Below are 25273 nucleotides of genomic sequence, written 5' to 3'. Positions count from 1 at the left end.
TTTATATTAAATGTCGTATTTTTGGGTAAATATTTAGTTTCTTGAAGAAAAAACTGGTTCGCATTACTACCATCCCATTATCCCTCAAGTATTTGTTGGGAGGTCAGTTGGGCTTTATGAATCAGCATTTTGATGTTACTGCCATCTCCAGTCCAGGAGTGGAATTAGACGAACTCGAAAGCGAAGGAATTAATATAGAGCGAGTATATATGACTCGTAAAATTACGCCCCTGCAAGACTTGCGAGCATTAATGGAGCTGTATCGAATATTCAAAAAAATTAAGCCTAATATAGTCCATACACATACTCCAAAAGCAGGTTTGCTAGGAATGCTCGCGGCTAAAATGGCGGGTGTTCCAGTGAGGCTGCATACTGTAGCTGGACTCCCGCTGATGGAGCGTGAGGGAATGGAGCGCTCCATGCTTGAAGGAATAGAGAAACTCACGTATTCCCTAGCTCATAGAGTTTACCCAAACTCACAAGGACTCAAGGGTTTTATTCTTGATAAGAAACTAGCTGAACCAAATAGAGTCGAAGTTTTGGCAAATGGCTCGAGCAATGGAATCAACTCTCAGTTTTTCGATCTCAATGATGAAATTGAAAAAGAAGCCAATTCCTTAAAGACTTATCTGAAGTTGAATGAAGGCGAAGTGATTTTTCTTTTTGTAGGTAGACTGGTGGCAGACAAAGGAATAAATGAGTTAATAAAAGCATTTGATTCTCTTTCCAGAAATTATTCAAATTCACGCCTCATTTTAGTGGGGTCAATGGAGGAAGACTTGGATCCTATCAGTGGTGAAAGCCTTATGATTCTAAAAAGGAATAAGCGCATTATCCAAACGGGGTTCAAAAAAGACATCCGGCCCTATCTACATTTGAGTAATATCTTTGTGTTACCAACCTACAGGGAAGGATTCCCAAATGTAGTACTGCAAGCCGGATGTCTCCACCTTCCATGCATTGTTACAGATATCAATGGGTGCAATGAAATAATAGAGGATGGAGTGAATGGTTTGATAATTCCTCCAAAATCTACAGAAAGACTCCAAAATGCAATGATAAAGTTGTTGAACCAACAAGAGTTGAGAAAGCAGATGGCTTCTCAAGCAAGGGCAATGGTGGTGAGAAGATACGAGCAAAACGTGGTTTGGGATAGTTTACTGGAAGAGTATCAGCGATTTTTAAGTCAGAACGTCGCTGGATGAAAAACCGCAAAACGATATACCACTTTTTTAAAAGGCTGTTCGATATTGCTGTATCAATTGTGGTTTTAATTGTTCTTTCGCCAATCATTTTAATATTAATTATAGGCTTATTTATTTCGCAAGGAGGAGTGTTTTTCCGGCAAGAAAGACCAGGCCTTAATGGTGAAATATTTACTGTTGTCAAATTCAAAACGATGTCTGATCAAAAAGATAGCAATGGCCAATTGTTACCTGATGCAGAGAGATTGACTAGAGTTGGTCGATTTGTAAGGAAGACTTCCTTAGATGAATTGCCACAGCTCTTGAATGTATTGTCAGGTAAAATGTCACTTGTTGGGCCACGACCATTGTTGGTTGAATATTTGGGTAGGTATAATGAATTTCAAATGAGAAGGCATGAAGTGAAACCTGGAATTACAGGATGGGCTCAAATAAATGGTAGAAACACTCTTACTTGGGATCAAAAATTCAATTATGATGTTTGGTATGTAGATAATTGTAATTTTATTTTAGATATAGAGATTATATTGAAAACTATAAAAAGAGTATTTGGGCAAAAGGGAATCAATGCAGATGGCCATGCAACTGCTGTAAAATTTAATGGAGATGGATAAATTCATTTTGTTTGGAGCAAGTGGTCACGCAAAAGTAATCGCAGATGGAATAATGGCGGGAGGAGGAAAAATAATTGGACTCATGGATGATGATTCCAATAAAGAAGGCTTTTTCGGGATACCATTTTTAGGAAATTACAATTCTGAACTGTTTACTGATAAGCCAATTTTAATTGCAATTGGGAATAATAGGCATCGTAAGTCAGTAGCTCAAAAAGTGAGACATACTTTTGGAAAATGGGTTGATAAAAGTGCTAAGGTTTCAAAGCACATAAAAATTGATGAAGGTACAGTAATCATGCAATCTGCTTGCGTTCAAGTAGACGTAAGTATAGGAAAGCATGTAATAGTAAATACAGGATCAACAGTTGACCACGATTGTTTTTTAGCTGATTTTGTGCATATTTCGCCTGGAACAACGTTATGTGGTAATGTAAAAGTAGGAGAAGGAACAATCATAGGGGCAGGTTCCGTAGTGATTCCAAACATAAGAATAGGAAATTGGGTTACCATTGGAGCTGGCTCTGTGATAATTGAAGACGTACCGGATTTTGCCGTAGTAGTTGGAAATCCCGGAAAAATTATAAAAATTGTAGAATGAAAGATCGGATTTACCTTTCCTCACCTCACATGGGCAATGACGAACAAAAGTTTGTTGAGGAAGCTTTTTTAACTAACTGGGTGTCTCCAATGGGTGAGAACATCAATTTTTTTGAGAAATCCATTTCAAATTATACTGGTGCGAAAGCAGTTGTTGCACTTTCGTCAGGCACTGCTGCAATTCATCTGGCACTTTCCATATTAGGCGTTTCTCAAGGAGATGAGGTTTTATGTTCCTCTTTCACTTTTGTAGCTTCGGCTAATCCGATTGTTTATTTAGGAGCTAAACCCATTTTTGTTGATAGTGAAAGCGAGACTTGGAATATTAGTCCAGACTTGTTGGAAGAAGCTATAATTGATAGAATTGCTCAAGGTAAAAAACCTAAAGCGATAGTTATTGTCCATTTATATGGCGTCCCAGCCAAAATGGATGAACTGATGACTATAGCAGCTAAATATGATATTCCTGTAATTGAAGACGCTGCTGAAGCTTTAGGTTCTACTTATAATGGCAAGCATCTTGGAACATTTGGTGACATAGGAGTTTATTCCTTTAATGGAAATAAAATTATTACTACTTCTGGTGGTGGAGCGTTAGTCTCCAATAATCAGATGTATGTTGAAAGAGCAAAATATCTCGCTACCCAAGCAAGAGATGATAAGCCTTATTATCAACACTCCGAAATTGGATATAATTATCGTATGAGCAATATCTGCGCAGGAATTGGTCGTGGCCAAATGAAAGTGCTAAATGAGCGAGTACAGCAAAGACGTGCAAATTATAGTTACTATAGAGAAAACCTTTCTGAATTTCCGGAAATTCAATTCGTTGATGAGCCAAAAGGTGGTTTTTCAAATCGCTGGCTTACTTGTATTACAATCGATGGCGACTTTGGCAGAAACTCAATTGAGGAATTAAGGTCACTCTTAGCTATTGATGAAATTGAAAGTCGTCCACTTTGGAAACCTATGCACCTGCAACCAATATTTGAAGATTGCCCATTTTATGGAGACGGCACATCTGATAAGCTATTTTTAAAAGGTTTATGCCTTCCTTCCGGAAGTAACTTGAGTGTGGCGGATTTAGATAGAGTAATTGATTGGGTAAAAATATTTGTAGAAAAGAAATACAGCAAAAAGGCAGTCTAATTCTGACCTTCGCAGTTTTCAAGTATTTCTACAATTTTCTCCGTTTCAATTAACCCAATTTCATTTCCCCAAGTATTGCCCACATAAGTTATGATTTGGGCAATATCCAAATTCTTTAGCGTTGGATTGGCTGGCATAGGTTGGTTATAAGTAATTCCATTTACTACAATTTCTCCTTTTAGCCCATTTTTAATTCCACAAACTGAGTTGGCCAAATTGTTTTTTAGATAATCAGCTCCTGCCAAAGGAGGAATTAGCTTTCCTAGTCCTGAGCCATCTTTTTGATGGCAATTGCTGCAATGTATCGTATATAGGTTTTGGCCTTCCAGCATGTACTGATTAAACCTGATTTTCGAATTATTATCGAGTTTTTGGTACGCTTCACTGTTACTTGCGGGGCCGGCATCACAAGAAATCATAAAGAATCCCATAAGTAAAAGACCAAGACTAAAGTTCAGTTTCATATTCTTTCAATAATCTCGGTATATCTTTTATTAATCTATCCACTTGGTCTTCTTTGGTGCCATCATAGATTCCGCGAATCCTTTGATCCTTATCTACTAGCAAAAAGGCTCCACTATGCACAAATCCTCCTGGTTCTGAGACATCTTCCGTTGCGCTTACCATGTATTTAGTTTGCCCAATCTTGTAAATCTCATCCTTATCTCCAGTCACAAATTTCCATTTCTTATTATCCATCACACCAATTCTTTCGGAGAAATCTTTCAGAAGAGCTACGGTATCATATTCAGGATCAATAGTATGGGAAAGAATCATTACTTCTGGATTGTCTTTAAACTCCTCAAATACGCGTAGCATTTGTGTTTTCATTATTGGGCAAATGGTAGGGCAGGAGGTGAAAAAGAAGTCTGCTACATATATTTTACCTTCAAAGCTTTCGGGTGTTACCCACGAGCTATCTTGATCGACAAAACGGAAATCGCCAATCGTATGGTAAATAGTATCTTGGATTGTTTCGCCATTTAACACTTTCTCAACCACTTCCTTGCGCCCTAAAATTGGCAGAGATTCTTGAGAACCGGAAGTGCTGCTTTCGCAACTTATTAGACCTGAAAAAAAAGTAATTGCAATTAAAATCGAGGAAGAGAATTTCATGATCAAAGGGAGTTGTAATCTCTTAAATACAAATAATGGAAGGTCAATGTTCCTTTTGGCGAAAAGATTTGTAAATACGAATTGCTAGCATCAGCACGGCAGTGAATAACACCAAACCTACCAATGCCCAAACCATATCTAAACTATTTTTCAGTACAATAAGAAACACAATAGCTACCAGAAAAATAGTGGCTACTTCATTCCAAATTCTCAATTGATTAGAAGTCCATTTTGCTTCTCCATTTTGTAGTTGTCTATAAATTCTCTGGCAGAAAAAGTGGTACAAGTAGAGGAAAAAGACAAATGTCAACTTCAAATGCATAAAGCCTTGCTGCAAATAGCCAGGCATTAATACGAGCATCCAAGTGCCAAATATCAAGGTTAGAATTGCGCTTGGCCATGTGATCCCAAACCATAATCTTTTCGCCATTATTTTGAATTGCGCTGTAAGAATACTCCGCTCTGGTTCTTTTTTACCTAAAGCTTCTGTTTGATAAATGAAAAGCCTTACGATATAAAACAAGCCAGCAAACCACGTAACAACGAAAATAATATGGAGCGATTTTACATAAAGTAATGACATAGGATCAAATAGATAAGGCAAAAATTTAGGCCTTGGTTAGTAGTTCTGTAATCAACATCACTCTTGAGTTTTCCTCTGCAATGCCAAAATGCTGGCGAATATCATTCACAAGTCCTTCTCTCACTACAAGCAAAATGGATCCAATTCCTTCCTCCATTTCAAGAATGCTTTTTAGTGTATCATAAAAACCTTCGTTTTTTAGTTCAAGTGGACCAATTTCATCGATAACCAATAATTCAGCAGTTTCGTTTTTTGCAGCATTTAGCAATACTTCAGAGGCTTTGTCGAAGGCCGATTTGGAGAAATTGTATTTGCCAATGGTTAAGCTTTCTTCATTTTCTGAAGCTTCCATCGCCCATTCTTCACCAGTTCTAATAGATTTGAAATACCTTTTTTCATTAATTTCTGGGCTCAAAATGCCAACAACTCCTCCCGCTTTTCTTTTTATCCAGTTTTCTACTGCGGTTGATTTGCCACTTCTTTTAGAGCCGGTTAGTATAATTACGTTTTTCATTTTCTGGGAATAAATTAATAAGTAGTACTTTACTAAAATAAGTAAATTGATTGAATTTCGTTTGATTTCTCGCCTGATTCCAAGATTCTTTTACAATCCATTTTGTTTCGGGCATTAAACCAAGTACTTGCGAAATATCTTTCGACATGTCCGATTGTTTCTTTGCCATCCAACTTTTGAAGTAGTTCATTAGTAATGGCCCAATTATGAAAAGCCAGCCAGCAATTACTAAAAATGATCGGATCAACAATTGGGCGATTCGTTGCTGAGGAAGTAGTTCAAGGTCTGAGTTGAATATTGGCATTATCAGTAGGATAAGCAAAATTATCCAAATCCACACAATTAGCTTTTTGCCTATCTTTTTTCTTCTGCTTTTCTTTTTTGGATTTATTTTTTCATCAGTTTCAATAAAATTAGCATCAAAAATCAGATCGGGATATTTGATTCTATACTGAGCGATTTTGTTTGGAACTGTTCCACCAAGCCAGCCAAAAAATAAACCTGCAATACTGTAAATACCTAAATACACAGCCAAAATAGTCCAAATATACTGTTCATTCGAAATGCCAAATTGCCCAAGTACATAGCTTACGAATTCATCCAATGCTACCCAAACATCTTGACCAAACACTATGGTAGTTACGATCAATTTTTGCAAAGCGGATTCTAATAAATTGATAAGTCCTAATAAGATGGCGCCAAATCTAAACGATGGTACGGTGGAAAAAATAAGCCAGCCCATCGAGCCCTGAAAAAACACAGCGAAGTATGCACCGAATGGTGAATGCGGTGCTAAAAGTCCTTTGATCAACATTACCAAAATAGTAGCAGTGAGTATGTCCTTGCGGGAGGAAGTGTAATAGGCTAACATGCAGATATATCCCACTGCCAATCCACCAACCAATATTCCGGTGATAGGAATTTTGAGACCATGCAAAATACCACCAAGCATCGATTCACTCAATGCCCAAAGTGCTGTGATTCTAAAAAAATGCTCTTTTTTGGCTGTATTCATTTAAGGATTTTCACTTCGTCTCCTATTCTAATTTTGCCTTTTTTGAGCGAAACCATATTTTGCCCAAACAATACCTTATTTCCATCTCTTCTATATTTACTTAGTGTGCGTAAAGGTTCTTTTCCTCGTTCAGCCGTTTGTTGGTTTATGGTTGTGATCTCACATCTTGCGCATGGTTTTACAATTTGGAAGATACATTCACCAATTTGGATTTCCTTCCATTTGTCTTCTTCAAATGGTTCTGATCCACTTACTACAATATTGGGCCGAAATCTATTCATTTCCACTGGCGATTCGAGCCGACTATTCAAATCGTCTAATGAGGCTTGAGAAATAATGAGAAAGGGAAAGCCATCAGCAAAACTCACTTGAATTTCGGAATCGACGAATCTAGAATCTGCCAAACGAGATGTATTTCTTCCAATCTTCACAAGCGAAACTTCCTGCTTTAGCATTTCCGATAGTTGCTGACTGGCTTCTTCACTCACATTTTCAGCAAACATGATATCATCCCAAAGAGCCACTTTGCTTGTGGCAAACATGCTTTCATTTAAGCCCAATTGAACGTGAAAATTTTTCTGAAACCGATGAGTAATCTTAAGTTTATCATTATCAATTTCTGTTGTCAACAGACTTAGTTCTTTGAACTCTCTTTGACTTATAAATTTCCCTTGTTTATTTACAAGCATCCAATTGCGATCGTAGAGGAGTCCTCGCTCGTTTACTTCTGATTCGGTAAGGTCAATTCCAGCAAAAGATTTTATGGGGTAAATTGTAATATCTTGTAAGCGCATGTGGTTTCAATCTGGCTCACAAGATAGCTATAAAACAAAAAACCCCGACATCTCGTGCCGGGGTTTCAACCTTAGTTCCTCCAGATTTACCTAATTGAGGATCTTCTGAAGTTCTTCCATCTTGGTTTTAGCTTCTTCATGGCCAAGATTAACGGCCTGTCTGTATAAATCCAAAGCTTCAAGATATGTTTCTCTTTTCTTTTTAGGAGCTAATCTAGTTCTGTTAGCAGCTTCTTCTACCGCCTGACCTCTTGCGAAAAGTGCATCAGCTTGGTTTACTTTAGCAGCTTCGAATAAACCCATTATGCGGTTTTCAAGTAGCTCAAGTTCTTGTCTTTTGATTTCAAGCTCAGTGTCCTTTTGCATGATTTCTTCTTCACGCATTGTCACCGCAGTGATCAGATCTTGATTTTCAACTTTGTAGCGAGTTACTTGTTCTTGTAAGCCTACCACTTCGTCATTTTTACTTTGCAACTGTTGTCTTAAGCGGCTAATTGTGCTAGCATACGCTTGACTTTGATTACTTGTTGTACTCAAATTTGCTTCCAGTTCAGATATTTTACTTTCTGAATCTTTTACATATTGATTGATCGCTTCCATACGAGCAACAAAATCGTCACTCTGAATTCCTCTTTCAAGGCTAAGCTCCAAGTTCTCTCTTCCGCTATCAATTGAATCCATCCAAGCACCTACTTGCTGTAGAGTTTGTACCGCCAAAGTAGTTGTTTGTAATTCAGCCCGAAGAGAGTCGGATTCTGCTCTTAATTGTTCGGTTTCCGTGTTATTTCCGCAAGAACTTACTAGAAGCCCTGCAATTACTACAAAAAGAGAATTACTGAGAATTTTCATTTTTGTGGTGTTTTTGATAGTTAACATAATTGGTTTGTTTGTTAATAGTTACGGCCTAGTATAGCAAATTATAGACCACAATTTTTAAATCGTAAATAATTGATTTTGAGTTTATAAACTCACCATATCATTAAACGAATTTTAGTGGTTTCCATTGTCAATCTGGGTCTTAATTCCTTAAAATATTTCTCTGCAATGATGTTTTTTTTCGCTTATTAGCTAATTTCATGCATGGCAATATCTCGCAAGCCCAAGCGCTTTCCTCCTGAATATTATGTTGATGGTATTTTAAATCACGATAGAGTAATTTTAAGTCAGTCGATTACTCTAGCTGAGAGTCATTTGCCTTCAGATCAAGAATTATCTTCGTTGATTTTGGACAAGCTGATTCCTCATAGCGGCAATTCCATAAGGATAGGAATTACAGGCGTGCCGGGTGTTGGGAAAAGCACTTTTATTGAAGCGCTAGGCACAAAACTAACCGAGGAAGGCAAGCGATTGGCAGTACTGGCGATCGACCCGAGTAGTCAGCGATCCGGTGGCAGTATTCTTGGCGACAAAACTCGTATGGTTGCTTTGGCTCATAATCCAAACGCTTACATCAGACCCTCAGCAGCTGGCAGGGCTTTGGGTGGGGTGGGATTCAAAACACGAGAAGCCATCATTTTTTGTGAAGCAGCAGGCTTCGATGTTATTTTTGTCGAGACAGTAGGCGTAGGACAATCCGAAACAATGGTGCATGGAATGGTAGATTTTTTCTTGCTGCTAATGCTTGCTGGTGCGGGGGATGAATTGCAAGGAATCAAGAAAGGGATCATGGAAATGGCCGATACCATTGTAATAAATAAGGCAGATGGCGAAAATGAGAAAATGGCCAAAAGAGCCAAAGTAGAATATCAGAATGCATTGCATCTATTTCCTCCCGCCGAAAATGGATGGTACCCGAAAGTGCTTACATGCTCATCTTTGCAGAAAAATGGTTTGGATGAAGTATGGCACTTAATAGAAAGTTATAAAACTGAAATGGAGCAAAACGGATTCTTCATCAAAAACAGGCAAGAGCAAAATGTTAATTGGATGTTCGATGCCGTGAAATTTCATTTGGAGCAGCGGTTTTACAGTTATGAATCTATACAAAAAGCCGCAACGGAACTAAAGCGGGAGGTTGAAGCTGGGGTGAAAGCTCCAATTAGGGCTGCCTTAGAATTATTGCGGCTTTACGATATTAAGTAGTAAATAAGAAATTGTGGTTTATAGCTTTCTGATTGAAGAAGCTCCACTTGTTTTCAATTGACCTGTTGTGGCGTTGCCTTTATAGCTGATTTTAGAACTTCCGCTTGCATTTACATCTATTCGTTCAGCTACATTTACATCTACTTTGCTCGCGCCTGATAGATCGAGAGAAGCTATATTAGAGGGAAGTTCAAAAGCTGAAAACTTACTTGCACCACTCAATTCCAAGTCTAGGTTATTACAGTTTCCTGCCAAAGTGGTATTACTTGCACCTGATCCGCTGAATTCCAGATCGTTCACATATAGCCTTAAATCCAGTTTGCTAGCACCGGAAAGGTCAATTTCCATATCATTACCTCGGATGTCGGTAGTAGCGGATACTTTGCTGGCGCCACTAAAACTCATTCTCTCTAATTGAGCGAATGTAATGTAAACTGCCATTTTTCTTTTGGTAGTGATTCTGCCATTGGTTTTTACATATAGTGTATTGTTTCTCACTTCTACATCTATTTTATCGTGAAGCTTGTCTTCTACTTCTACTACTACTTTGTGGTCATTTCCTTGGGTGAGAATTACTTCAAATGCACTTCCTACATCAATTCCTGTAAATGATCCTACAGGTCGATCTTGAGAAGTAGTTTGCCCATTTGCTACAAAAGCGATGGATATTAACGCATAAAAGAAAATGAAAAATTGGGAGCTGAATGTTGTTTTCATGATGTTGATATTTTTTGTGGTAAGATGCATAGCTTGTCCAAAAGGTTGCAGCAAGCTTCAGAAAATTTTAATATTCTTTTGAAATGATTTTAAGACTTATCTTTAGTTGAAAACGAATCTTAAAATCATTCTTATGAAAAACGTCGGTCTTACCCTAATTCTTATTTTATCTATTGTAACTAATGTCTTTTCGCAACAACAGGACTTCATCAATAATATGCGAGCTTATTGCGGAAAATCATTTGCAGGAGTCCCAGTTTTCCCAATTGAGGATAATCCGATGGGTAATGAGCGATTGATAGTGATATTCGAATCTTGCAATGATACAGAAATGAGAATGCCTTTCCATGTAGGTGCAGATAAGAGTCGCACTTGGATCCTTACACAAACTCCAGATGGCTTACTTTTTAAACATGATCATCGCCACGAAGATGGCACACCCGACGAGGTGACTAATTACGGCGGCTATGCCAATTCAGCAGGAAGCTCCCTCATACAGTATTTTCCAGCCGACAAATTCACTAAAGAACTGATACCCTACGCGGCAGGCAATGAATGGTCTTTTGAAATGGATCAAGAAAATAAGCAATTACATTACGTACTGAAACGAGATGGAAACCTTAGGTTTAAGGCTACTTTCGATTTGAGTAAGGAGGTGTTGTAGAAGAACTAAGAAAAATGCTTAGAAGGACCTTAGAATTAAGAGCCCTTCTAAGTTTAAAAATTACTTCGAAGCCGAACCTTCCAATGATAAATCTTTGATAGTATTTTGATAAGTATCAGCTGGTTTTGGGGCAGGTTTTTCCTTTTCAAGTGCCAAGGCAGCTTTTCGTTTTTTAGCTTGATCTATCTTGATTGGACTACCAAAAATGGCATATAACTTTTCCCCAAAAGTGTCGGCTTCTTTCACATCTTTCCAAATTTCCTTATACTCGTGAAAATTGATATGCAAAGGATTGGCTTTGTGTTCGATATTGGTGGTAAGTCCATAGGCTACTTTTTCTCCTTCAGGCTCATAGGTGCCAAATATTCTGTCCCAAATAATAAATGTTGCTCCAAAATTTCTGTCGATATACTGCTCTTGTGAGCCATGGTGTACTCGGTGATTACTTGGAGTCGCAAATATGTATTCAATGGCTGGATGAAGCTTACGGATGTATTCGGTATGAACCCAGAATTGGAATAGCACAGCGATTTGGTTCGTGACAAAAATGATAATTGGGTGAAAACCTATAAGCATCGCAGGTATAAAGAAAATTAACTTGATATGCTGCACCCAGCTTAGTCTGAATGAAACGGTCAAGTTATACTTCTCGCCTGAGTGATGTACGATATGGGTAGCCCACCAGAAACGCTGACTATGGGAAACTCTATGTGCCCAATAGCTACAAAAATCCCAAAATATGTATGCAGGAATGAATGTCCACCAGTTAAGGTGCATTCTCCAAGGTACCAGATTGTAAATAACTACTACCACTAACAATAGTGCCGCTTTTATCAGAAAGCTAATAAGAACATTTCCCAATCCTACTAAAACCGAACCGAGGGTTTCTTTAGATTCATAAAAGTCATGATTTTGCTTTTTCGAAATATAGTATTCTAGAATTGCAAAAAAGAACATGACAGGTGCTGCCCAAACAATAATTTCAGGTGCACTTTTTTCAATAAATCCTAAATCATCAAGAGATATTGGAGGAGCTCCGAATAGAGACACTAAATCCATAAATAATTTTATGTTATAATTCGATAAAAAATAAACCTCAATATAGGGATTATACGCTTAATGTGACAATAAAAAGTATGTAGATGGGATGAGCTTTTTGGATTTTAAATTAAGGAATTAATGCAAATACCCTACAAGGTGCACCATCGGCTTGATCAATTTTAAGCGGTGCTATAATTACTGAGAAGCGTTGAGTAGGTAACGTTTCTAAGCCAACTAAGTTCTCAACAATCAATATATCATTTCTAAAGAACAGTTTATGCTCATTGTAAGGTGCCCCATCCGGCGTAAAAGAATCTAAACCTACGATCCTTACTTTCTTATCCACCAGCAATTGTGCTGTTGCTGGACTTATTACAGGATTTCCAACAAAATAATCTCCGCTAATATTTTTAATATGGTCGGTATGGAAGAAAACAAAATCACCCTCCCTCACTTCTTCCAAATCATGCGCAATGCTAGATTGACCTCTCACATCAATGACAATCGCTTCACCTATAAATGTTTCTGGCGGAAAATCAGTTAGTTTTTTTCCATTTTCTAACATATGAAAAGGCGCATCTATATGTGTGGCAAAGTGCGTCCCAAACGAATATCGGAGTGCATTCCAACCTTGATTAGCTATAGTTGCAGCAGGTTCTATGGTTGGACGCTTGTCTCCTGGGAAAACAGGAATTTTATCTGTAATGCTCAATGTTAAGTCAATAACGGCCATTTCTATTCAAGATTTATTAAATTTTGAGCCTCAATTTGTAACCTTATTTGAAATTTATCAAAATACTTTTTGAAGGTTTAGTGAATTATTTTATTGGTGGTAAATCCAAAACAATTTTTCAAATGAGGCTTTATGTATAAATTACACAACTTTTAAAAAATCAATAGAATAATTTCTTCGTTACTGCCTTAATGACTCTTTTTCAAAGGCCCATATTTTACTTATCTTTAATGGTATTTTTGCAGTTTTTTGCGAATACGGATGTCTATGGACAAGATCCTCAATTCTCGCAATTTTATGCTTCACAGCTGTACCTAAATCCTGCCTTTACAGGAGGTGGAGAAGAAGGTCGTATGGGAATCAACTATCGCAACCAATGGCCTTCATTGCCTTCTTCATTTGTGACCTATACAGCTTGGGCAGATTTTGCGCTGCCTGAATACAATAGTGGCCTTGGCGTATTAATTATGACCGATCAAGAAGGAAAAGCCGGACTTAGATCTACGACGGCAGCACTTAGTTATGCTTATCAATTGCAACTGAACGAAGTGCTCACCTTTAGGCCGGGTGTATCTGTTGGCTATATGCGTAGGAATGTAGATTTTAGTCAATTAGTCTTTGCCAGTCAGTTGGATCCTACGGGAGGCTTCGACCCCAATTTGCCAAATCTCACAAACAGTGGCTTAAATACTAACCTACTATCTATTGATTTGGGAGGGCTTTTTTATACTAAAACTGCTTGGTTGGGAGCTTCATTTTCTCACGTGAACCAACCAAATGAAAGCCTTACAGGCGAGATTTCTACTTTACCAATGCGTACTTCCATTCATGGTGGTTGGAAGATTCCATTATCCTCAGGCCCAAGAAAATATGAGCTAGCTTATACATTCAAAGAAAGAGCTTTGGTTCCTGTATTTCAATACAGATCACAGGCGGATTTTCAGCAATTAGATATTGGTTCATATTTGTATTTGGAGCCTTTGGTTGTTGGCTTATGGTATAGAGGCTTGCCAATTAGCATGCTCAATACTTTGCCATACAATGAATCTGTAATTATGCTTGTGGGTCTTAGCTACGACAATCTCTCAGTCGGATATAGCTATGATTTCACAGTTTCACGATTCGGCTCAAGTTCTGGAGGTGCACATGAATTATCACTTACCTATTTGTTTCCGATAAGCGATGAAAGAAGACCTGTTGTAAACAAAAGGCCAATACCTCTACCAAAATTTTAGTGTATGAGTAGTACATCTATTTTAGTGATTATTCTAATCATCACCATTGCACACTTTCTTTTTGATCGTTGGTTATCTTGGTTGAATTTGAAACGTTTTTCACCAAAACTACCAAAAGAAGCGGGAGGAATTTACGATGAAGAGAAATATGCCAAGGCTATGGAATACCAGAAAGTCCGCAGCCGATTTGCATTGATTAGTTCTACCATTAGTGCGGCATTTACTATTGCTTTATTATCATTCGGGCTTTTTGGTGAGTTGGATATTTATCTTCGCCAATGGATCGAAAATCCCTTTTGGCAGCCATTTTTATTCTTTGCAGTGCTAGCGGTAGTTTCTGACCTTTTTGGCTTGCCATTTCAGTTATATAGCACTTTTGTAATCGAAGAGAAGTTCGGCTTTAACAAGACTACATTCAAGGTTTTTATTGCAGATAAGCTCAAAGGCTACTTGCTAGGAGCTATACTCGGTGGAGGGTTATTATTTGCATTTTTGTACATCATAGAAAAGCTAGGTTCAGATTTCTGGTGGATATTTCTCTTAGTCATGATGGCCTTCTCGCTGCTAATGAATCTATTCTATGCCTCGTGGATATTACCAATTTTCAATAAACTTAAGCCGCTTGCAGATGGCGAGCTAAGAAATGAAATAGCCGAATTCGCCAAAAAGGTTGATTTTCCACTCACAAAAATCATGGTAATTGATGGCTCCAAAAGATCTTCCCGTGCCAATGCATTTTTCTCCGGAATGGGTCGTAAGAAGCAAATTGTGCTTTATGATACATTGATCAACCAACACGAAACAAATGAGCTAGTTGCAGTATTAGCACATGAGGTCGGGCACTACAAATTGAAGCATATTCCTAAAAGTATGGCTCTATCTTTTTTCACCACCGGTCTAATGCTTTTTGTACTGTCGTTATTATTGTTTGAGTCTAAACTATCGCTTGCTTTGGGAGGAGACCAATGGGCAATTCATTTGAACTTACTCGCATTTGGGATTTTGTATAGCCCTATTTCTTTTTTGATTGGTCTGTTGGGTAATTTGCTAAGTCGCAAAAATGAGTTTGAGGCGGATAGTTTTGCAGCCAAATATTATGCAGCAGCGCCATTACAAAATGCTTTAAAAAAGCTGTCGGTGGAAAATTTAGCTCATTTGACACCGCATCCTTTGTATGTGTTTTTCAATTATTCACATCCGCCTTTATTACAGCGGCTGGCCAATTTAGAAAAGACGAAAAACGTAAATTGAACCTGATTGATATTACCTAAATTCACGCTGACCAGGGCGGGTGGTAATAAAATCGTTGAAGCGCGCCGAGGATGAGCCTGAAAAGTCTATGCCGAATGGATTGATATCTCCAGGTAAGTTTGGATAATAAGCCAAACGCATCTCAAAAGCACGGAAGGTCAAATTATCATTTCTGATTCGAAGCCCCAAGCCAATACCATTATACATTCTGCCCGAAAATATATTAACCTTACTTCTGTTAATATACCCTATATCTGCAAAGCCATAAAATGCTACTCTAAAGCCGACACCTTCAATAGGTGTGAAAGCAACTGTTTCTAAATTAAGTTTCAGTCGTTGTGTGCCTCGGAAAAAGGGACTACTTAAGCCTCTAACTCCATCTTGATTGTTGATTGTAATGAACTCATCATTGAATCGATTGAGTCCATGTGTGTATTGAAAAGTGATAAATTGGCGAAATCTCCATTTCTTTATTTCGAGTAAGTTGGTGAAAAATAATTGCTCCAAATCAATTCGGCCTTGCTCTTTGATTCCTCCCGCTTTGAGAAAGGTTTCATAAGAAAAGGATGTATATAAATAGCCTAATTGGTTGATAAAACCTCCCTTTGAAGCTTTAAATCCAACATAATTACGGTTATAAAATTCCCTTTTTTCTAAACCAAATGTAGCTTCAGCATAATATCCTATGGGAATATCCTCCGTACGTCCATATCCATAAATCAACCTATCTTTATAGTAGTTTCTTTGAGAAATTGCGATTGCTCCTAGGAATAAATTCGAATTTTGAAAAAGCTGGTTTGACTCTTCTGTTACAAAAAAGGGTCTATTGATATAGTCGGTGCGTTTGAACCTCCCGCTTAATATTAGTCGGGTTCTTTCATCAGCATCTTCATTGGCCAAGCCCAACTTGAAAGCGTGACCTAGCCAAAAATCTTGCTGATTGTAGGTGCTATAAAAGAATATTGTTGACGTGTCAATTGGCACAAATCTTTCACCGCGTTCTTGTAAATGGCTAAGTTCTAATCCTCCCGCCCATTTTATCTGAGGTGTGATGAAGTCTCTGTAAAAATTGGCTCGAACACCTCTTTCCCTATAATTATTGCTAAAAGAAAATTCGCCAACGGTAAACGATCTGCGAATGTTTGGTATCCTGATCAAACCTCTATAATTCACAACTTGATCTTGATTGTTGGAAATCTGAAGTCGATTGTCAAATTCATAGCCAAGACCAAATAAATTTCTTTGGTCTATATCTAAAATTCCTGCATCTATATCTCGCGGTTCGATATTGAAGGAGTAGGGAAATACATCTTGAGTGATAAGAACTAAATCAACTGTATCTGAATTTGGTCGGGGTACTACTTCGATACGAGCATCTCGGATAAAGGGCAGTTCACGTAAAATACGCTCAGCATCGGCAAGGCGGGAGGCGGTTACGGTTTCACCTTTTTTTACTGTAAGGTTGTTGCGAATCACATTACCACTTGTTTTCCAGTGTAATGCATTGAATGCGCGCTGAAATATCGTTTTAGCTGTTTTGGTAGTATCGTCGACTTCAGGGCCAAACACGGTTAGCTTATTCAAAGCTACATCGCCTATGATTTTTCCTTCGTAAGGATCAAATGGCTGGGTGCTTTTGGTGAGCTTTGCTGAATCCACGACAAACTGGTCTCTAGGTACAGAAATGAGCGCATCATAGATTGCCTTTGTAAGTTTTCGCCTTCCCATTCTCGTTTTCAAATCCTCAAGAATTTCTTTGGTTACTTGCTTGGAATCCCGCTTGTATTTGATAGTATCGGCCAGAATCAATACAGTATCCGATTCGAAAAAGTACATGGAGTCAGCTATTACGATATAGCTTTTTTCTGGCAATCTGAGCGTGTCATATCTAATAACTTTTGTGCGTTGAGCTATTCCCACATGGCAGACCAACAGGAGGAGAAAAAGTAGAAAATATGTAAGACAGATTTTGAACACCTAAGAATCGAAATAAGACTGTACTAATTACCCAAATGATATGCCAATAATAGGTATTGCAGCTAAACTTATAAGCTGATTTATTTTAATTCGAAGTTTGAATGCTTTTTTTTGAAGAAAAAGCCCTAGAGAAAGTCGATATCGACATTTAGTGGGTATTTCATCAGGTAGTTCAATGCGGTTTCTACAGGTAAATCTTCGAAGAGTACTTTATGTAGATTTTCGGTGATTGGAGCTCTCAAATTGGCGCTTGTCGTGAGTTTAGTTATGATTTTCACTGTATTCACACCTTCAGCTATTTCCTCCATACTTTCAATTATTTGCGGTAGGCTTTCTCCTTTGGCAAGTCTGTAGCCAACCGTAAAATTACGGCTGAGGGTACTGGTACAAGTGGCTACCAAATCGCCAACTCCGGCCAAGCCTATAAATGCTTCGATATTTCCACCAAAAGCTTTGCCCATGTGTATCATCTCCACAATGCCTCTGCTTATGAGTAAGGCTCTGGCATTATCGCCATAACCCAAACCGCTTAATGCGCCAGAAGCTATGGCAATTATATTTTTGAGCACACCGCAAAGTTCTACACCTGTGATATCCTGATTGCCATAAACCTGAAAACGATCGCTACGAAGGAGTTTCTGACCTTGTAATATCACTTCATTGTATCTGCTGGCAATTACCGTTGCTGCAGGCTGCTTGTCCGCCATTTCCCTTGCTAGATTGGGTCCTGCTAAGCAGCCCACTCTTACGACAGAGCTTTCGTCGGTGATTACCTCGCTCATTGTGCGAACATGCTCACGAGTAAGTTTGAAATCAGGATCATCTAATCTTGCGCCTTCGGGTAATTGAATATCCAAACCCTTGGTGCCATGAATCAAAATATGATAAGGATGTAAATATGGCCCAAATTGGCTCATCATTTCCCGAAAATTGGAGGATGGGATTATCGGGAATATAACCTCGCATTCCTCTGCAACTTGTTGGATATTATTAGTAATAATTACATTATCATGCAATTGCTGTTTACTGCTTTTTCGGCTTAGGTTTATTTCAGCCGCTTGTTCAGCCCTACGGACATACAAAAGAACTTTATTATTCTCTGCCAAGCAATTGGCTATCACAGTTCCAAAACTACCTGCGCCAATTACGCCAATAGGTTTTTCAGATGATTTTCTCAAGATCGTATCCCTCCAGTCTGTTGCGATAATAATATAGTAGATTGAGATCCTCACTTACCAAATCTCCATCTTTATTTTTCACCAAAGGTCTTTTGGCGTGGTACATTCCTACATTGCTCAAACCATGGGCTATTACCTCATCCAAATCCTCCGTAAGGTGGGGAGCTAAATCACAAATTCCATTTTCGTATTGTCTGAATAATTCCTCCCGCAATTTGAAAAAAGCATCCCGGAATTGATCATAAGGAATGATTAGCTCTTCTACTGGTAAGCGCAAAAATGAATATAAATCTAAACGCTTATGCTTTTTTCTCAGAATACTAAAGGCTGCATAGGCGACCAAATGGCTAGAAAACACACGACTAATTCGATGAAATTCTTTTACAATTACTCTCCCAAGATTATCGGTATATTCCTGCTCTCGCTGTTTGTCTTTCTGCACTTTTCCGCTGCTTAGGAAATAGTCTTTTGTGTCGATGATTTTGCCATGCTTATCGAGACTATTGCCTTGCATATCTACGGGATTGCCCAATATATCCATTCCTTTGCCTATCGAAACAGAAATGTCAGATCCTTTGGTGAAGAACTTCAATAGGAAAGTCAGAATTTTGTAGGAGCCTGAGTATTCATCTTTTTCTACATAATAACGCTCTTGACCTTCTTGTTTCAAATGCTCATTGATTAGTGCAGGAGCTTCCAATACGAAATGGTAATTGAGCACTACCGGAACGATGAAAATCTTGCGGTTTCCATTTTCTTCATAGATTTCTCGCTGTGCTTCCATTGCTGAGCCCAATAGTCCAAGTTTTAACTTGCTCTCGATCATACCTGAGCGAGAACGAGTCCCACCTGGGAAGAACAAACTATGGCAGCCATTTTTGATGGCAAGGCGGGAATAGGTTTTGAGTGTTTCGAGGTAAATTAGGTTCTTTTTGCGGCGATCTACTTTATAGGCGCCAAGGCTATTCATGAAATAGGCAAATATACCAATATTGAAAAGATTGAGCCCAGCGCCATAAATAAATGGTGGTAGACCCATCGTATTAATTACCCAGCCTATAAGTATCGAATCCAGATTGCTAAAGTGTGTGGGAACTACTACCACAGTGCCAATTTTTGATAGCTCTCGCATTTGCTCAGTCTCGCCTACTATGTGTATTTTATCCTGCATAGTAAGTTGATTGCTAAAAATGGATTTGAATCCTAAACGACTGGCATTTAGTAATCTCGAAAAGCCAAAATTTGCTACCGTTCTGGCAAATCGATAGCTCGAAGGCTTGAAATTACCTGCAATTTCGTTGGCGTATCTGCTTACAATCTGCTCCAGCAAATCTTTTACAACTTCCTCGTCGTAATCCTCAGCGCGTGAAAGTGCGATAAGCTGTGAGCGGATTTTATTCCAAAAAGGAAGTTCATCGTCAGGGTCGACCAACCAAGGGTTTTGCTTAATTCTAAGCCGCTCCTTGTACATAGTGAGCTCCACTTCATCTAGCAAGGCTTGTGGTGAAATGGTAAGCTCAGAGATTTTGGAATGGCTAGCTTGAATTACCTCTTCGATAAAATTTTTGCGATTTTTGGCCAGCTTTACTACCGGCCATTCATCCGACCCAGCCAATATAGGCTCATAGACCTTTTTGGTGTTAGGTTTTACTATGGGTTTGGTATAGCTATTCTTATTTTCCAAGACTTATTTAAAAATCCAAATATACGGCTATTTGTTACATCTTTAATGTTGGGGTAATCTTGGAAGTAGTTCTTTCAGTAAGTCCCTGAGCTGGAGTATTTCCTCTTCGCTGTTGTATTGATGTATTGTTACGCGCAGGCGTTCCTCACCTTCGGGAACTGTGGGAGACAAAACAGGTCGCACATCCAATCCATAGTCCAGAAGTTCCTGCGATAGCCATTTCACTCGATGATTGCCTGGAATGATCAATGGCTGAATTGCATAAGGCTGAGCTTTAAACGCCACATCATCAGCCCAGCTTTCAAGGTCGTTCAAATATTGATGGCACAGTTGGATATTCGTGTTGAGGCCATCTACCAACTCAGGGTGCACAGCTAAAAACCGAAATGCTTCTCGAATTGCCAGCAAACTGTGATTGTCCATAGCCGTAGTATAAATGAATGGCCTACTGAAATTGATCAGGTATTGAATTAGCTCTTCGCTACCAGTAATGCATGCGCCATGTATTCCCATAGCTTTACCAAAAGTATATACCACAGCCAAAAGCTCTTTTTGGATTCCCAGTTCGCAGGCAAGTCCATTTCCGTATCGGCCTGCTACGCCCGTGCTATGCGCTTCATCTACAATCAGATAGCATCCGTATTTATTGCACAAAGCGGCCATTTCTTTCATAGGTGCTACATCTCCATCCATAGAATACACCGATTCAATTCCTACATATACATTGCCTTTGGCTTTCTTTATTTTCCGCTCCAAATCTTCTAAATCATTATGGCGGAAGGAGTATCGGTCTGCGAAACTGAGGCGTGCACCATCTTTTACACATGCGTGAATAAGTTCATCGTGGATGATCGTGTCGCCTTTTTGCGGGAGGGCAGAGAAAATCGCCAAATTGGCCATATAGCCCGATTGAAATAGTAAACTTGCTGGAGCATTGAAAAGTGCGGCTAATTCACTTTCTATTTCTCTGTGCAGTTGATTGTTTCCAGTTAATAATCTACTTCCTGTAGCTCCGTTTTGATTGTGAGTGAGCTTATTATGAGCATCGGAAATGCGCATGCGGAGGCCTTCGGAGCGAGCCATGCCTAGATAATCATTCGATGAAAAATCAATATTGCTTTGAATGCTTGGTAGCTTCCTTAGATTACCTTTTGCTACTCTGTCGGCTAACTTTTTATGAATGTTTGGTGGGAGGTTTTTCATAATGCATTTTTAAAAAGTTTGTGCTTTCATTGACAATTTCTTGTGCATAGTCAGGCAGGTTTTCCTGCGTCCAAGGATGCTTACCACCAAATGTGTGGCCAGCTCCTTCCATTACTATCAGCTTAGCATCCGGTTTCCAGGATGCTAAAGTATAAGCTGTAGAAACCGCTAAAGTTTCGTCTTGATCACCATGAAAAAGCAGTAATGGCGTCGAAAGCGTTTTTATTCTATTTGGAATATCAAAGCGATCTTTACTAGCCAAAAAATCCTCGACTGTCTCCCAATATACGGGTAAATTTTTACCTGTACGACCATTTAGTACATAGAGTACGCCATCTTGTTTCCACTTTTGTAGCATTGCGGGTGGGTATCTTGTGGAGAAGTCATGCACACCTGCAAGACTTATGGTAGCTTTTACTCTCGGGTCTTCTGTGGCTTTCAATATGACCAACCCGCCGCCACGACTATGCCCCATTAGGCTAAGTTGATCCAGATTTAGTTCTTGACCTACAATTCCTCCCGCTTCTTTCTGTACCCAATCGATTACAGCGCCAAGGTCATTCATTTCATCGCTGAAGGTATTTCTTCCAAAGGCTTCTTCATCTTCAATTTCCATTGGACTGCTTTCTGTAATACCATTCATCGAAAAATTGAATCGAATAAATACAAATCCATTTTTCGCCATTTCAGCACTAAGCATGGGGAAATGTCCCCAATCCATAAATCCCTTAAAACCATGTGCGAAAATGATAATTGGCTTTGCTTTGCTATTTGGCCTAAAAGTCATTTTTCCAGTAATTTTTTTACCAGATCTAGCTCCCTCAAGAGAAAATGTACGTTCTTCAATTTGATTCATAACAATGTAGGCGCAATTCTATTTAATGTAATAAAATAAGAATCTTTGGCAAAGGAAAGTCAAGGTCGTAATATTGCAACAATTAAAACGGCATGTCGCAGAAAATAAAGCAAATTCAAGCACCCATTTTGACTGAGATGACGGAATTCGAAAAGCGATTCCGCCAGTATATGAAAAGTCGTGTGCTGCTTTTAGATAAAATCATGGGCTACATTGTGCGTCGCAAAGGCAAGCAAATGCGCCCAATGTTTGTGTTTTTGACTGCGGGTGCTGTTGGCACGATAAGCGATCAAACCTATCGTGGGGCGGCCTTGATCGAATTGCTACATACAGCTACTTTGGTGCACGATGATGTGGTGGATGATGCGAACTATCGTCGGAGCTTTTTTTCGCTAAATGCTTTGTGGAAAAATAAAATCGCTGTATTGGTCGGAGATTACCTTTTGTCTCGCGGACTATTATTGTCGGTAGATAATGGTGATTTTGAATTGCTCAAGATCGTGTCGGAAGCTGTGCGAGAAATGAGTGAAGGAGAATTGCTGCAAATAGAAAAGGCGCGTAAACTGGATATTACCGAAGATGTATATTATGACATCATCCGCCAAAAAACTGCCTCATTGATAGCAAGCTGTTGTGGTGTGGGAGCATGTACTGCTGGCGCATCTCCTGAGCAAGTAAGCTTAATGAAGGAGTTTGGCCTCAAAGTAGGCATGGCTTTCCAAATCAAAGACGATTTGTTTGACTACGGTGATGCTGAGATTGGTAAACCCGTGGGTATTGATATCAAAGAAAAGAAGATGACTCTGCCGCTAATTTATGCCTTACAAAATAGCAGTTGGCTGGAAAAGAGAAAGATAATCAATATTGTGAAAAACAATAGCGAAGAACCCTCTAAAGTGGCTTTTGTTATAGACTATGTTAAGCAGAGCGGCGGTTTAGAATATGCTCAAAAACGCATGATGGAATACTATGATGAGGCTATAGAAATTCTCAATAAATTTCCTGATTCAGAATACAAAACCTCCCTTGGAGAGTTGGTGAAGTTTACGATTGAGCGGGTGAAGTAGGGCTGTATTTGCTGTGGGGTAAGGCTCCTTCAATTAATAATTTCACTTATTTATTGAATCTTCTTTACCACCTGCTGCCGCATTCCCGTGGGCTGATGAATAATTTCCACAATAAAATAAGCATTTGAATACACACCGGGTAGTTCTATTTCCGAAGTATAGAGCAGAGATAATGGCGCATAGGCTTGAGAAATCATCTCACTATAAAAGCCAAATATGGCTTCTTCTCTAAAGTAATGTTCTTGTATATTTTTGATTTTTGCTTTTGCTGCAATTGAATGAAAAAAGGTGTTTGGGTAGGTAAACCAAGTTACAGGTCTTTCATGCGAAGTCCTATATTTTAATATCATTTCATTGGGCTTTGGGTTGTCATTTGGAACCCATAAATGTAGCGGTGTTGGCTTCATTGTATTAGGGTCTCTATTAACTGCAAGTGGCCCTGTGTAATGTTGAGCATTGAACCCTAGAAATGGTTCATGACTTGAACAATTTAAAACTAGGTGGTGGCATACATAATCAGTATTTCTATAATGTACAGAGTTTGGTTTTTCTCTTGTGTCTGTAGTTGTAGCTCTTTTTCTTTTTGCTGAAATACTTACTTCATCTAATAATACTCCTATACTTTCCAAACTGAAATCATACGATTTTTTATTACTCTGGATGGAAATGCGAGTAGGAATTTGAGAGAGAAGTTCGGGTAATTGATCTTGGATTTTTTCAATGTCAGGAAAGTTCAAATTAACATTAATATTTCCTTGAAAATTATCATGACTGACAATATGATAGTCATCATCGAGTAGGGCATAATCGTATTGATCAAAAAAGTAATTACCCTCTTTATCGCTGTTGTAATACAATTCTGCTTCTCTATTGAAAACAACAATTTTTTGATTGCCTTCCTGTTTTCCTTTTTTGTGAGAGTGAAGTATTGCAATCGTATTTTCTTCGAATTCATGTGAAGAAAATGGTATTTCACCTGCAAAGCTTTCATTCATCAATAGCTCGGGGAAATCAGTAATAGAAATTTTAAGAGAGAAGTCTTTCAAATCTACCCAAGGATTGATTAATTGAGTTAGTTCAAATTTACCTAAAGTGTCATTAAGTTTTTGAAAGTTAATATCGGTTTCATTGAGTGTGAGTAGCGGATTTTGAATAGTGAGCAAATCTAATTCTTCTCCACCGAACATTAAGGTGATATTGAGTTCTCCTGGAGGTAGTCTTCTAGCGGGAATGATCACACGTTGCTGTTCGCTGCTGCTATTGGCCGCAAATAGGACGCTATGTTTTTGGGAAAACTGTAATGTAAAATTTTCTGCACTATCAGGCTTTTCAATGATTATCTCCCAGTTGTCTTCAATAAGTTTTGCATTCAGCTTGGAAGACTCAATAGCGGGAGCTTGAGAAATTTTAGGGCCAAATTGAAAAGTGATATTACCTTCTGCTTCTGGATGATTTACCTTTTCCCAAGAAGTTTTATTAGTAGTAGAAAGTTTTTTCCATTCATCTAGTAAATCTGTTTTATTGGGCATTATATCCACATGTGCATAAGCAATGGTATTTGGAGCTACTTTGGGCAGGGCAAAAAGGATAAACTCACCATATCTTTTCCAATTTTCGTCTATATAGAAACTTCCTTTGGAAACTGGTGCGAATGGTATGTGAATATTGAAGTCAATAATTTTATTCTCTACAGGATCTACCCAAAGCACATAATGCGGCGTGTTGAGATAAGCACTGTCAACTTGCAAGTAATAGTCGATAGGCTCCTGTTGAAACACCACACTCTTTTTCAATTCTAAGGAATGTTGTGCGATGGCTATTCCTCCTAGAAACGAGATTGAGATGATTGCAAGAAATATTTTTAGATAAAGAGAATTCATTTATATGAATTAGTTGTTTCAATATAGTATTTTATTCTTCAACTGAAAAGATCGTTTGAATTATTTTTCAAATTTTCAATTATCTAAAACTGGATTTGGGATAATACATCTTATG

The 25273-nt window shown here is 38.5% G+C and carries 25 protein-coding genes; 9 read left to right on the top strand and 16 right to left on the bottom strand.

Translation table 11 applies throughout. From position 1 onward, the window contains the following. The first annotated feature begins 41 nt into the window (after positions 1–41). The 4 genes from ACOXY8_RS04990 to ACOXY8_RS04975 are packed head-to-tail and all read left to right on the top strand — an operon-like array spanning position 42 to position 3568. Positions 42–1205 (top strand): glycosyltransferase family 4 protein, encoded by a 1164-nt coding sequence (locus ACOXY8_RS04990; RefSeq protein ID WP_458330444.1) that lies wholly within the window; start codon positions 42–44, stop codon positions 1203–1205. Next, on the top strand, positions 1202–1819 hold the full coding sequence (locus tag ACOXY8_RS04985) for a sugar transferase (RefSeq protein ID WP_458330443.1): 618 nt from the start codon (positions 1202–1204) through the stop codon (positions 1817–1819). Before ACOXY8_RS04990 ends, ACOXY8_RS04985 begins: the two co-directional genes overlap by 4 nt. Further along, complete coding sequence (locus ACOXY8_RS04980) at positions 1812–2420, top strand: acetyltransferase (RefSeq protein WP_458330442.1); 609 nt, start codon at positions 1812–1814, stop codon at positions 2418–2420. Before ACOXY8_RS04985 ends, ACOXY8_RS04980 begins: the two co-directional genes overlap by 8 nt. Beyond that, entirely contained in the window at positions 2417–3568 is a 1152-nt protein-coding gene (locus ACOXY8_RS04975) for an aminotransferase class I/II-fold pyridoxal phosphate-dependent enzyme (RefSeq protein ID WP_458330441.1), read from the top strand. Before ACOXY8_RS04980 ends, ACOXY8_RS04975 begins: the two co-directional genes overlap by 4 nt. Here the strand turns inward: ACOXY8_RS04975 and ACOXY8_RS04970 are convergent. From ACOXY8_RS04970 to ACOXY8_RS04940, 7 genes are all read right to left on the bottom strand, one after another. Then, positions 3565–4032, bottom strand: a complete 468-nt coding sequence (locus ACOXY8_RS04970; protein WP_458330440.1) for a c-type cytochrome — start codon at positions 4030–4032, stop codon at positions 3565–3567. The genes ACOXY8_RS04975 and ACOXY8_RS04970 overlap by 4 nt on opposite strands. Continuing rightward, a complete protein-coding gene (locus tag ACOXY8_RS04965) occupies positions 4016–4684 on the bottom strand; it encodes an SCO family protein (RefSeq protein WP_458330439.1) in 669 nt (222 codons plus the stop codon). The genes ACOXY8_RS04970 and ACOXY8_RS04965 overlap by 17 nt, the downstream gene beginning before the upstream one ends. 43 nt (positions 4685–4727) lie before the next feature. After that, complete coding sequence (locus ACOXY8_RS04960; protein ID WP_458330438.1) at positions 4728–5267, bottom strand: CopD family protein; 540 nt, start codon at positions 5265–5267, stop codon at positions 4728–4730. A gap of 25 nt (positions 5268–5292) precedes the next feature. Next, positions 5293–5781 carry a nucleoside-triphosphatase gene (locus tag ACOXY8_RS04955; RefSeq protein ID WP_458330437.1) on the bottom strand — a complete coding sequence of 163 codons (489 nt, stop codon included), beginning with the start codon at positions 5779–5781 and terminating at the stop codon, positions 5293–5295. Next, entirely contained in the window at positions 5750–6796 is a 1047-nt protein-coding gene (locus ACOXY8_RS04950; RefSeq protein ID WP_458330436.1) for a hypothetical protein, read from the bottom strand. Before ACOXY8_RS04950 ends, ACOXY8_RS04955 begins: the two co-directional genes overlap by 32 nt. Then, positions 6793–7590, bottom strand: coding sequence for an MOSC domain-containing protein (locus ACOXY8_RS04945; protein ID WP_458330435.1), 798 nt, complete (start codon positions 7588–7590; stop codon positions 6793–6795). Before ACOXY8_RS04945 ends, ACOXY8_RS04950 begins: the two co-directional genes overlap by 4 nt. Positions 7591–7680: 90 nt before the next feature. After that, entirely contained in the window at positions 7681–8439 is a 759-nt protein-coding gene (locus tag ACOXY8_RS04940; RefSeq protein WP_458330434.1) for a hypothetical protein, read from the bottom strand. 231 nt (positions 8440–8670) lie between these two features. On the opposite strand from ACOXY8_RS04940, the gene meaB reads away from it, so the two are divergent. After that, on the top strand, positions 8671–9672 hold the full coding sequence (meaB, locus tag ACOXY8_RS04935; RefSeq protein WP_458330433.1) for a methylmalonyl Co-A mutase-associated GTPase MeaB: 1002 nt from the start codon (positions 8671–8673) through the stop codon (positions 9670–9672). Positions 9673–9690: 18 nt separating this feature from the next. On the opposite strand, the gene ACOXY8_RS04930 is transcribed toward meaB, so the two are convergent. Next, a complete protein-coding gene (locus ACOXY8_RS04930; protein WP_458330432.1) occupies positions 9691–10389 on the bottom strand; it encodes a head GIN domain-containing protein in 699 nt (232 codons plus the stop codon). A gap of 133 nt (positions 10390–10522) precedes the next feature. Here ACOXY8_RS04930 and ACOXY8_RS04925 point away from each other — a divergent pair, with 133 nt between their 5' ends. Then, positions 10523–11053 carry a hypothetical protein gene (locus ACOXY8_RS04925; protein ID WP_458330431.1) on the top strand — a complete coding sequence of 177 codons (531 nt, stop codon included), beginning with the start codon at positions 10523–10525 and terminating at the stop codon, positions 11051–11053. A 60-nt stretch (positions 11054–11113) separates the two neighbouring features. Here the strand turns inward: ACOXY8_RS04925 and ACOXY8_RS04920 are convergent, their stop codons facing one another. Then, positions 11114–12112 (bottom strand): sterol desaturase family protein, encoded by a 999-nt coding sequence (locus ACOXY8_RS04920; RefSeq protein ID WP_458330430.1) that lies wholly within the window; start codon positions 12110–12112, stop codon positions 11114–11116. A 109-nt stretch (positions 12113–12221) separates the two neighbouring features. Continuing rightward, positions 12222–12827: a cyclase family protein gene (locus ACOXY8_RS04915; RefSeq protein WP_458330429.1), complete on the bottom strand. Its 606-nt coding sequence runs from the start codon at positions 12825–12827 to the stop codon at positions 12222–12224. A 230-nt stretch (positions 12828–13057) separates the two neighbouring features. On the opposite strand from ACOXY8_RS04915, the gene ACOXY8_RS04910 reads away from it, so the two are divergent. Both ACOXY8_RS04910 and ACOXY8_RS04905 read left to right on the top strand, forming a co-directional pair. After that, positions 13058–14062, top strand: a complete 1005-nt coding sequence (locus ACOXY8_RS04910) for a PorP/SprF family type IX secretion system membrane protein (protein ID WP_458330428.1) — start codon at positions 13058–13060, stop codon at positions 14060–14062. A gap of 3 nt (positions 14063–14065) precedes the next feature. After that, positions 14066–15313 (top strand): M48 family metallopeptidase, encoded by a 1248-nt coding sequence (locus ACOXY8_RS04905; protein ID WP_458330427.1) that lies wholly within the window; start codon positions 14066–14068, stop codon positions 15311–15313. 12 nt (positions 15314–15325) lie between these two features. Here the strand turns inward: ACOXY8_RS04905 and ACOXY8_RS04900 are convergent, their stop codons facing one another. The 5 genes from ACOXY8_RS04900 to ACOXY8_RS04880 form a co-directional block, all read right to left on the bottom strand. After that, positions 15326–17149: a hypothetical protein gene (locus tag ACOXY8_RS04900; protein WP_458330426.1), complete on the bottom strand. Its 1824-nt coding sequence runs from the start codon at positions 17147–17149 to the stop codon at positions 15326–15328. A 266-nt stretch (positions 17150–17415) separates the two neighbouring features. Next, positions 17416–18468, bottom strand: coding sequence for an NAD(P)H-dependent glycerol-3-phosphate dehydrogenase (locus ACOXY8_RS04895; RefSeq protein WP_458330425.1), 1053 nt, complete (start codon positions 18466–18468; stop codon positions 17416–17418). After that, the gene (locus ACOXY8_RS04890) at positions 18452–20152 is read right to left on the bottom strand and encodes a 1-acyl-sn-glycerol-3-phosphate acyltransferase (RefSeq protein ID WP_458330424.1); all 1701 of its coding nucleotides are present in this window, start codon (positions 20150–20152) and stop codon (positions 18452–18454) included. Before ACOXY8_RS04890 ends, ACOXY8_RS04895 begins: the two co-directional genes overlap by 17 nt. A gap of 42 nt (positions 20153–20194) precedes the next feature. After that, positions 20195–21355 (bottom strand): aminotransferase class I/II-fold pyridoxal phosphate-dependent enzyme, encoded by a 1161-nt coding sequence (locus tag ACOXY8_RS04885; protein ID WP_458330423.1) that lies wholly within the window; start codon positions 21353–21355, stop codon positions 20195–20197. Further along, positions 21327–22211 (bottom strand): alpha/beta hydrolase family protein, encoded by an 885-nt coding sequence (locus ACOXY8_RS04880; RefSeq protein WP_458330422.1) that lies wholly within the window; start codon positions 22209–22211, stop codon positions 21327–21329. Before ACOXY8_RS04880 ends, ACOXY8_RS04885 begins: the two co-directional genes overlap by 29 nt. A 92-nt stretch (positions 22212–22303) precedes the next feature. Between ACOXY8_RS04880 and ACOXY8_RS04875 the strand changes: the two genes are divergently transcribed. Next, positions 22304–23278, top strand: coding sequence for a polyprenyl synthetase family protein (locus tag ACOXY8_RS04875; RefSeq protein WP_458330421.1), 975 nt, complete (start codon positions 22304–22306; stop codon positions 23276–23278). Between the two features lie 50 nt (positions 23279–23328). Here ACOXY8_RS04875 and ACOXY8_RS04870 read toward each other — a convergent pair whose 3' ends face one another. Continuing rightward, positions 23329–25158 carry a hypothetical protein gene (locus ACOXY8_RS04870; protein WP_458330420.1) on the bottom strand — a complete coding sequence of 610 codons (1830 nt, stop codon included), beginning with the start codon at positions 25156–25158 and terminating at the stop codon, positions 23329–23331. Between the last annotated feature and the right edge of the window lie 115 nt (positions 25159–25273).

Origin of the sequence: Peijinzhouia sedimentorum (genome assembly GCF_049340005.1) — a bacterium.
In the GTDB taxonomy this organism is placed as follows: domain Bacteria; phylum Bacteroidota; class Bacteroidia; order Cytophagales; family Cyclobacteriaceae; genus CAXBDP01.
The sequence above is the reverse complement of the archived record's forward strand: the minus strand, read 5'-3'. Positions and strand labels throughout refer to the sequence as shown.

What these genes read in the sequence shown, in the direction of transcription:
- ACOXY8_RS04875 (WP_458330421.1), top strand. Translation starts at nt 22,304, where the DNA reads ATGTCGCAGAAAATAAAGCAAATTCAAGCACCCATTTTGACTGAGATG.
- ACOXY8_RS04970 (WP_458330440.1), bottom strand. Translation starts at nt 4,032, where the DNA reads ATGAAACTGAACTTTAGTCTTGGTCTTTTACTTATGGGATTCTTTATG.
- ACOXY8_RS04910 (WP_458330428.1), top strand. Translation starts at nt 13,058, where the DNA reads ATGGTATTTTTGCAGTTTTTTGCGAATACGGATGTCTATGGACAAGAT.
- ACOXY8_RS04960 (WP_458330438.1), bottom strand. Translation starts at nt 5,267, where the DNA reads ATGTCATTACTTTATGTAAAATCGCTCCATATTATTTTCGTTGTTACG.
- ACOXY8_RS04880 (WP_458330422.1), bottom strand. Translation starts at nt 22,211, where the DNA reads ATGAATCAAATTGAAGAACGTACATTTTCTCTTGAGGGAGCTAGATCT.
- ACOXY8_RS04965 (WP_458330439.1), bottom strand. Translation starts at nt 4,684, where the DNA reads ATGAAATTCTCTTCCTCGATTTTAATTGCAATTACTTTTTTTTCAGGT.
- ACOXY8_RS04980 (WP_458330442.1), top strand. Translation starts at nt 1,812, where the DNA reads ATGGATAAATTCATTTTGTTTGGAGCAAGTGGTCACGCAAAAGTAATC.
- ACOXY8_RS04925 (WP_458330431.1), top strand. Translation starts at nt 10,523, where the DNA reads ATGAAAAACGTCGGTCTTACCCTAATTCTTATTTTATCTATTGTAACT.
- ACOXY8_RS04885 (WP_458330423.1), bottom strand. Translation starts at nt 21,355, where the DNA reads ATGAAAAACCTCCCACCAAACATTCATAAAAAGTTAGCCGACAGAGTA.
- ACOXY8_RS04950 (WP_458330436.1), bottom strand. Translation starts at nt 6,796, where the DNA reads ATGAATACAGCCAAAAAAGAGCATTTTTTTAGAATCACAGCACTTTGG.
- meaB (WP_458330433.1), top strand. Translation starts at nt 8,671, where the DNA reads ATGGCAATATCTCGCAAGCCCAAGCGCTTTCCTCCTGAATATTATGTT.
- ACOXY8_RS04915 (WP_458330429.1), bottom strand. Translation starts at nt 12,827, where the DNA reads ATGGCCGTTATTGACTTAACATTGAGCATTACAGATAAAATTCCTGTT.
- ACOXY8_RS04930 (WP_458330432.1), bottom strand. Translation starts at nt 10,389, where the DNA reads ATGAAAACAACATTCAGCTCCCAATTTTTCATTTTCTTTTATGCGTTA.
- ACOXY8_RS04920 (WP_458330430.1), bottom strand. Translation starts at nt 12,112, where the DNA reads ATGGATTTAGTGTCTCTATTCGGAGCTCCTCCAATATCTCTTGATGAT.
- ACOXY8_RS04940 (WP_458330434.1), bottom strand. Translation starts at nt 8,439, where the DNA reads ATGAAAATTCTCAGTAATTCTCTTTTTGTAGTAATTGCAGGGCTTCTA.
- ACOXY8_RS04975 (WP_458330441.1), top strand. Translation starts at nt 2,417, where the DNA reads ATGAAAGATCGGATTTACCTTTCCTCACCTCACATGGGCAATGACGAA.
- ACOXY8_RS04870 (WP_458330420.1), bottom strand. Translation starts at nt 25,158, where the DNA reads ATGAATTCTCTTTATCTAAAAATATTTCTTGCAATCATCTCAATCTCG.
- ACOXY8_RS04905 (WP_458330427.1), top strand. Translation starts at nt 14,066, where the DNA reads ATGAGTAGTACATCTATTTTAGTGATTATTCTAATCATCACCATTGCA.
- ACOXY8_RS04955 (WP_458330437.1), bottom strand. Translation starts at nt 5,781, where the DNA reads ATGAAAAACGTAATTATACTAACCGGCTCTAAAAGAAGTGGCAAATCA.
- ACOXY8_RS04945 (WP_458330435.1), bottom strand. Translation starts at nt 7,590, where the DNA reads ATGCGCTTACAAGATATTACAATTTACCCCATAAAATCTTTTGCTGGA.
- ACOXY8_RS04900 (WP_458330426.1), bottom strand. Translation starts at nt 17,149, where the DNA reads ATGTACTTTTTCGAATCGGATACTGTATTGATTCTGGCCGATACTATC.
- ACOXY8_RS04985 (WP_458330443.1), top strand. Translation starts at nt 1,202, where the DNA reads ATGAAAAACCGCAAAACGATATACCACTTTTTTAAAAGGCTGTTCGAT.